General features: G+C 47.0%; 8 protein-coding genes. 3 read left to right on the forward strand and 5 right to left on the reverse strand.

Translation table 11 applies throughout. From position 1 onward, the window contains the following. Nucleotides 1-41: 41 nt before the first annotated feature. The 5 genes from BC343_RS16295 to BC343_RS16310 form a co-directional block, all read right to left on the reverse strand. On the reverse strand, nt 42-410 hold the full coding sequence (locus BC343_RS16295; protein WP_078348879.1) for a PIN domain-containing protein: 369 nt from the start codon (nt 408-410) through the stop codon (nt 42-44). Next, nucleotides 397-564 carry a hypothetical protein gene (locus BC343_RS31065; RefSeq protein ID WP_156088761.1) on the reverse strand — a complete coding sequence of 56 codons (168 nt, stop codon included), beginning with the start codon at nt 562-564 and terminating at the stop codon, nt 397-399. Before BC343_RS31065 ends, BC343_RS16295 begins: the two co-directional genes overlap by 14 nt. A gap of 71 nt (nt 565-635) precedes the next feature. Continuing rightward, nucleotides 636-845 (reverse strand): hypothetical protein, encoded by a 210-nt coding sequence (locus BC343_RS16300; RefSeq protein WP_078348880.1) that lies wholly within the window; start codon nt 843-845, stop codon nt 636-638. A gap of 10 nt (nt 846-855) precedes the next feature. Next, the gene (locus BC343_RS16305) at nt 856-1,053 is read right to left on the reverse strand and encodes a hypothetical protein (protein WP_078348881.1); all 198 of its coding nucleotides are present in this window, start codon (nt 1,051-1,053) and stop codon (nt 856-858) included. 11 nt (nt 1,054-1,064) lie between these two features. Beyond that, nucleotides 1,065-1,505, reverse strand: a complete 441-nt coding sequence (locus tag BC343_RS16310; RefSeq protein WP_078348882.1) for a hypothetical protein — start codon at nt 1,503-1,505, stop codon at nt 1,065-1,067. 232 nt (nt 1,506-1,737) lie between these two features. On the opposite strand from BC343_RS16310, the gene BC343_RS16315 reads away from it, so the two are divergent. The 3 genes from BC343_RS16315 (at nt 1,738) to BC343_RS16325 (ending at nt 7,304) form a co-directional block, all read left to right on the forward strand. Next, nucleotides 1,738-3,744 carry a glycoside hydrolase family 127 protein gene (locus BC343_RS16315; RefSeq protein WP_078348883.1) on the forward strand — a complete coding sequence of 669 codons (2,007 nt, stop codon included), beginning with the start codon at nt 1,738-1,740 and terminating at the stop codon, nt 3,742-3,744. Nucleotides 3,745-3,758: 14 nt separating this feature from the next. Next, a complete protein-coding gene (locus tag BC343_RS16320; protein ID WP_162276884.1) occupies nt 3,759-5,954 on the forward strand; it encodes a putative Ig domain-containing protein in 2,196 nt (731 codons plus the stop codon). Nucleotides 5,955-6,266: 312 nt separating this feature from the next. Then, a complete protein-coding gene (locus BC343_RS16325) occupies nt 6,267-7,304 on the forward strand; it encodes an IS110 family RNA-guided transposase (protein WP_078347728.1) in 1,038 nt (345 codons plus the stop codon). Nucleotides 7,305-7,430: the final 126 nt, after the last annotated feature.

Here is a 7,430-nt window from a genome sequence, read left to right on the forward strand (position 1 = left end):
GAAATTTTATTGCTTGCAGTGTTGGACGTAATATTCAGTTATCAAAGCTTCAAAATGATGCAATCAATTTCAGAAATATTGGAGAAGTCGGTATCCACCGTTATTAAAGGCAATTGTAAGAGTTGTGAGGAAGCTGCGATGATCGCGTCCGGTATTTTGATCTTATATTTTCTTCTCAGGTTGATGACTATATCAGTAAGCAACTGACTATGGTTTATTTTAAAGCATGAAGCCAGCATCTCTCTTATCATAAAATCCTCATGCTGACTCATTAATCTTTTACTTAATAGTTCGATCTCGGTTATATAAGAAAAGGCCCAGCCATCATTAATAAAGGGCAATATGACCGGGTTTTCGTCAAGCAAATAAATGAAACAATTGGTATCAACAATATAGTTAATCCCATTCATCTCTCAGTTTTTTTTGATACGCTAACCCATCACCAAAAGCACCCTTCATTTTTCCATAAAAGTTACTCAAGTTGGCTTTTTTAGGCTTCTGCAATTTTTTCAGCTGTTTGTTGATGTCCTCAACCTTAGCATCTTTATCGATTGTAATTACCATTTTCGTTAGTGCTTGTAACAAATATAAACAAAGGCAGCGACAACTTAAAAAGTTTGCCGCCGCCAATGCTTTTATTCAAACCTATCTGCCACCACCTGTATCTTCATATCCGGCAACTCCTGTGCCTGCATGGTAGCGGTTACCTTGCCTGCTTTGCCTTCAATGGTTACCGTAGCGTTCAGCGTTTTGCCGCCATCGGTAAATTGCGTGGTTACAACGGTTTTGCCTTCCTTGTAGGGTGTTGTCCAGGTGCAGTCGTAGCTTTTGATAGTGCCCGTCATTTTATGTGCTTCATCGCCGGGGGGCAATAATTACTTCGGTTTTGGTGAGGGTGATAATGGTTTCCTCCTCCTTGGTGCGCTGCAGTTCGCCTTTGGCATTGTAATAATTGGTTGCCGATGATACCAGCATCAACGGTTTATCGCATTGTGCAAAACTGCTTGCTGCTGCGGCAATTAGCAACGCTGCGGTAAATAATAGCTTTTTCATGGTTGATGTTTTTACAGGCTGTATTCAAATTTATCGGCTACTACTTTTATCTTCTTGCCGGGCATCTCATCGGCAGTAAAGGTGAGCACTACTTTGCCGTCCTTGCCTTCTATGCTGATAGTGGCATGTATCTCGCGGCTGTTCTCTGTCAGCGTTGCATTGAAAGTTGTTTTTCCGGTTTTAAATGGCTCAGTCCAGCCGCACACGTAGTTTTTTACATCGCCCGTCATTGGGTGGTTATCGGGCGTGAGGGTAATATCTTTTTGCGTGAATGTTACAATAGTTTCTTCGTCGGCAGAGCGCTCCAATTCGTCTTTATCGTTGTAGTAATTAGTTTTCGACGATTTGAAGGTTACCTTTTTGTCGCATTGCGCAAAGCTTATAGTAATGCCTGCCAGTATAAAGGCGAAGCCAAGCAGCGCCTTTTTTAATGTGTTTTTTGATGTATTCATTGTGTATGGTTCTAAAATTTTATCAAAGATAGATGTTTTAAATAGTATTGTGCAATACATAGTACTATTTAAATTGAAATTGTTGTATTTTATCTTTATATGGATGTGTGTAATGTTATATATGGTAATATCTTGCTATAATTCGATAAGAAAGTATCAAACAGCTTTACCTTTTAGCGCTACTTTTGGATAGATTTACATTTTATCATATCTGTAACCCTTTTTCCCCTTTATGAAAAAGCTTTGTCTCATCGTTTTATTAGGCTGCGGTTTATCCGCCTCGGCACAAAAGCAGGATTACCCCATACAGCCCGTAGCTTTTACGCAGGTGAAGCTGGCGGATAAATTCTGGGCATCGCGCATCGAAACCAACCGCACGGTTACCATACCGGCATCGTTCGAGCGTTGCAAAAGCACGGGGCGTATCAAGAATTTTGAGATGGCAGCAGAAGGGAAGGGGAAGTTTTGCACTGTATACGCGTTCGACGATACCGATATTTATAAAACTATAGAAGGGGCATCATATTCGCTCGCCGTGCATCCCGATAAACAACTGGATGCCTACCTCGATTCGCTGATAACCCTTGTGGGTAAAGCGCAGGAGAAAGATGGATACCTGTATACCTACCGCACTATAGATCCGTTGCATCCAGGTGGCGCTGCCGGTCCCGAGCGCTGGGTGAAAGAGGGCGAGCAGAGCCATGAACTTTATTGCGCCGGCCACATGTACGAAGGGGCTGCTGCCCACTTTATGGCAACCGGCAAACGCAGCTTCTTAAACATCGCTATAAAAAATGCCGACCTGCTGGTAGCCACCTTCGGCCCCGGTAAAAGAGCGGTAGCGCCCGGGCACGAAATTGTAGAGATGGGCCTGGTGCGCCTCTACCGCATCACGGGCAAAAAAGAATACCTCGACTTAGCCAAATTCTTTATAGACCAACGGGGCAAAAAAGCCTACAACAAAAAGAGCAAGAACGTTTGGGAGAACGGCACCTACTACCAGGACGATAAACCCGTGATAGACCAGGACGAAGCCGAAGGCCACGCCGTACGTGCTATGTACCTGTATGCAGGTATGGCAGATGTGGCCGCCTTAACAGGCGACAAACAATACCTGGCTGCCATTGATAAGATATGGGACAACATGGTAGGCAAAAAAATGTACGTGCAAGGCAGCATCGGTGCCGTTGGCGATGGCGAACGCTTCGGCGGCAACTACGAATTGCCAAACACTACCGCTTATAACGAAACCTGCGCCGCCATTGGCAGCGTGTTTTGGAACCAGCGTATGTTTTTGCTGCACGGCCAATCAAAATATATGGATGTGTTGGAGAAGGTTTTGTACAATGGTTTAATATCGGGCGTTGGGCTTGATGGCAAGTCGTTCTTCTACACCAACGCCATGCAGATACAAGACCATTTTAACCACCCCGATATTGAGCGCGAGCGTTCGGGCTGGTTCGTATGCTCTTGCTGCCCTACCAATTTGGTGCGCCTGCTGCCATCGGTGCCGGGCTACATTTATGCGCAGAACGGTAAAGATGTTTTTGTGAACCTGTTCATCAGCGGTACCGGCAGCCTTAAAGTAAACAACAAGGCGCTGCAAATAACCCAGCAAAATAATTACCCGTGGGATGGGGGGCTGAGCTTCAGTATCAACCCCGCATCAGCTATGGATGTGAACCTGAAGATACGCATTCCCGGTTGGGCGCAAAACCAGGCCGTACCGTCGGACTTATATGCTTATCAGCAGCCACTCAATAAAAAGGTAACCATAAAACTGAACGGTAAAGCCGTTGACTACCAAATGGCAGATGGCTATGCCGTTATCAGCCGCAAATGGAAAAAAGGCGACAAGGTGGAAATGGAACTGCCTATGGATGTACAACGCGTGGTAGCCAGCGACAAACTGCCCGAAGATGCCAGCAGGGTTGCCCTGCAGCGCGGCCCGCTAATGTACGCAGCCGAATGGAAAGATAACGGCGGCAAGGCTACGAATATCATTCTGCCAAAAAGCACCACCTTTACGGCAACCTACAAACCCGAGTTACTGAATGGCGTTACCGTTTTAACCGGCGAAGCCAAAGCAGTTGACATTGCTGCCGACGGGCAAAGCGTGAACACTGAAAGCAAAATACTTACCGCTATACCCTACTACGCATGGGCGAACCGCGGCAAGGGCGAAATGATGGTTTGGTTTCCGGAACAGGTAAAATTTGTCGATATTTTGAGCCGATAAACAATTACCGCCTCATGAAGAAGACACTCACCCTTTTATTGTTAACCGCCTTTGCTGTAAAGGCCAACGCCCAGCTTTCGCTACAAAGCGGCTGGAAGTTTAAGCCCGGCGATAGCACTGCCTATAGTGCGCCTGCTTTTGACGATGGTCAATGGCAAGCCATAGATGTTGCCAAGCCATGGGAGCGCCAGGGGCACCCCGGTATGGATGGCTTTGGTTGGTACCGCCTGCACATCACCATCCCGGCATCCTTAAAAAACAGCGCTTACCTTAAAGATAGCCTGAGGTTCGACCTGCAGAACGTGGATGATAACGATGAGGTATACCTCAATGGCAAACTGGTAGCCACAACAGGCAGCAACATAAAAGAGGGGCATTACGGCCCGCGCCGTTATACATTAGCCACTAACAACCCGGCTATTTTGTGGGATAAGGAGAACGTTATTGCCATCCGCATTTTTGATACCGGTGGCGATGGTGGTTTATATGGCGATAAGTTCGCCATCAGCATGAACGATATTATGGATTATGCATCCATCAACACCGAAGCTGAATTTGTTTACGGTGCAAAAAATGCAGTGGGCAAAGCCATTAAACTAATGGCAAAAGGCAGCTACAAATATAAAGGCCAGCTGGAGTTTAAAGTGACCGACCCCGAAACCGGCAAAGTGCTTTACCAGAAAACTAACCATGCGGCCTTCCATGCAGGCAAACCGTTTACGTACACGTTCAATGCTGCTGCACTCGAAAAGAAATCGTACGAGTTGAGTTATGTGTTTACCGATAGCTTATCGGGCACTAAACTTACTAAAACCGAAAGCACGCCATACATCCTCACGCCTGCGCCACCGGCACAGCCCACCATTAATGGTCCCGATGTTTATGGCGCAAGGCCGGGCAACCCTTTCCTGTACCTCATCCCGGCAACGGGGCAAAAACCGCTTACCTACAAAGCAGATGGTTTGCCCAAAGGATTGGTATTGGATAGCAAGACCGGCGTAATAAGCGGTACGGTGGCTGCTAAAGGCGATTACAAAGTGGTATTCACCGTGCGCAACGTAGTAGGCTCTCGTACTAAAAACTTCACCATCCGCATTGGCGAAACCATTGGCTTAACACCCGCTTTAGGATGGAACAGCTGGAACGCCTTCGGTTTAAGTGTTGATGATGCCCGCGTGCGCACCGCCGCCCGCACCATGATAGAAAAACTATCTGCCTACGGCTGGAACTACGTGAACATTGACGACGGATGGGAAATAGATAAACGCCTGCCAAGCGGTGAGATAGCGGCCAATAACAAATTCCCGGATATGAGGGGCTTAACCACTTATGTGCATAGCCTCGGGCTGAAGATGGGTATTTACTCGTCGCCTGGCCCGCGTACTTGCGGTGGCTACTTAGGCAGCTGGCAGCACGAAGACCAGGATGCCAAAACTTACGGCGATTGGGGTATCGACTACCTGAAATACGACTGGTGCTCTTACTCCGAGGTAACCGCGCCAAAACCAACGTTAGACGACTTGAAGAAGCCTTACCAGGTGATACGTGCGTCGCTTGATAAAGTTAACCGCGATATTATGCTGAGCTTTTGCCAGTACGGCTGGGGCAAGGTATGGGAGTGGGGCGCACAAACCGGCGGCAACAGCTGGCGCACTACCGGCGATATAGAGGACACCTGGAGAAGCATGTCGGAGATTGGTTTTAACCAGGTAGAAGCCGTTCAATTTGCACAACCCGGTCACTTTAACGACCCCGATATGCTGGTGGTAGGCAAAGTAGGCTGGGGACCGCGTTTGCACAATACACGCTTAACAGCCGATGAACAATACACCCACATTAGCCTTTGGAGCCTGCAGGCAGTGCCGCTGCTGATAGGCTGCGATATGGGCGCACTGGATAAATTTACGCTGAACCTGCTTACCAATAACGAGGTACTGGCTATTGACCAGGATGCCCTCGGCAAAGCGGCGAAGCAGGTGTTAAAAACCGATACCTACCAGATATGGGTAAAAGAAATGAAGGATGGCAGTAAGGCGATAGGCATGTTCAACCTGTCGGACAAGTATCAAACCATTCCTTTAAATACCGAAACAGTAGGCGCTTACAAAACCGTGCGTAACGTATGGGAGCAAAAAAATGTACCCGATATGGCAGGCGGCTTTAAAGCCAGCGTAGCTCCGCATGGGGTAATGCTGGTGAGGGTGAGGTAGAGGACATCACGTCATCGTGAGACAGCCGGCGAGTTGACTCACCCCGACACCGCTATCGCTTGTCGACCCTCCTATGTTTGCTGTTAGAATATAAGCAAATAGATTTGTATTCGAAAGTGAGGAGGGATGAGAGCAGATGACGACCCAAACAACCTGTTGGTATGTTGACAGAGAGAAGCTGCCTCATTCCTTTTTACCCATTGGCGCTTGAACAGAATGTAAGGAATATTGCATAGCGGTATATCCAGGATATCCAGCAGGAGAAAAGGCGAAGTTGGGTTTTCACTTTTAATAATTTATTAAAAGGAAACGATGGCAAACATTTTAAAACAGGTTGTAGGGATAGACGTAGCACAAAACGAACTAGTAGTTTCCCTTGGCAGGATGGATGAAACTGCGGAGAAAGAAGTTTATGCATTCAGGCAGTTCGCAAATAAGCCCTCCGGCTTTAAAGCGCTGGAGTCATGGGTAAAGCAAAGGGCAAACAAAGAAGTCCCGGTACGTTATGTTATGGAAGCGACAGGCGTTTACCACGAGAAACTGGCTTACCATCTATCAGGGCAAGGGCATGAGGTAAGCATATTGCTGCCGAACAAGGTGAGCAACTATATGAAGAGCCTTGACCTGAAGACCGTTACTGATAAAACGGCATCGCAGGCTATCTGCCAGTTCGGGCTGGAGAGGAAGTACGAACTATGGCAACAGCCAAAAAAGGTATACCGCGACTTAAAGCAGTTGACGCGCGAACGGGACCAAATAGTAGCAGAGCGTACAGTAAGCAAGAACCAACTGCATGCAGAGCAAGCCGAAGCTTTCCCGAATGAGAATAGCATTGCCAGGCTTGAACAGCGAATCGGGCTATGCAACATTCAGGAAAAAGAGATAAAGGTAGAGATAGCAGGATTGATAAAACAAGATAAGGAACTGGCAGCAAGGATAAAGAACGTTGCTACAGCGCCGGGAATAGGCTGGCTTACCGTGGTAATAGCAGTAGCCGAAACGAATGGGTTCGACCTGGTACGGAACAAAAAGCAATTGATAGGCTACAGTGGGTTGGATGTGGAAGAAAAGGAGTCGGGGACATCTGTAAAGAAGAAGCCTAAGATATCAAAAAAGGGGAACCGTCATTTGCGTAAAGCAATGCATATGCCTGCTTTAACAGCCATTCGTGTAGATGAACGCTTTAAAGCTATCTATGTAAGGCTGGTATCGAAACATGGGATAAAAATGAAAGCAGCAGTAGCGGTCCAAAGACGGCTATTGGAACTCGTTTATACGCTATGGGTTACCAACAAGCCTTATGATAAAAAACACGTACACCGGTCTGTTGAAAATATCAAAACCCTATAAATGGGTTAGGGCAGCCATCAATGACGGACTGCCCTAAACAGGCTGGCATAAAGCCGCCTTAATGAAACAAAATTAAAAAGAATACTTGACAGTTAACACAGAATCTCTCTGCTTCGCAAAGAGGGT

Origin of the sequence: Mucilaginibacter pedocola, from assembly GCF_002013915.1 — a bacterium.
Classification (GTDB): Bacteria; Bacteroidota; Bacteroidia; order Sphingobacteriales; family Sphingobacteriaceae; genus Mucilaginibacter; species Mucilaginibacter pedocola.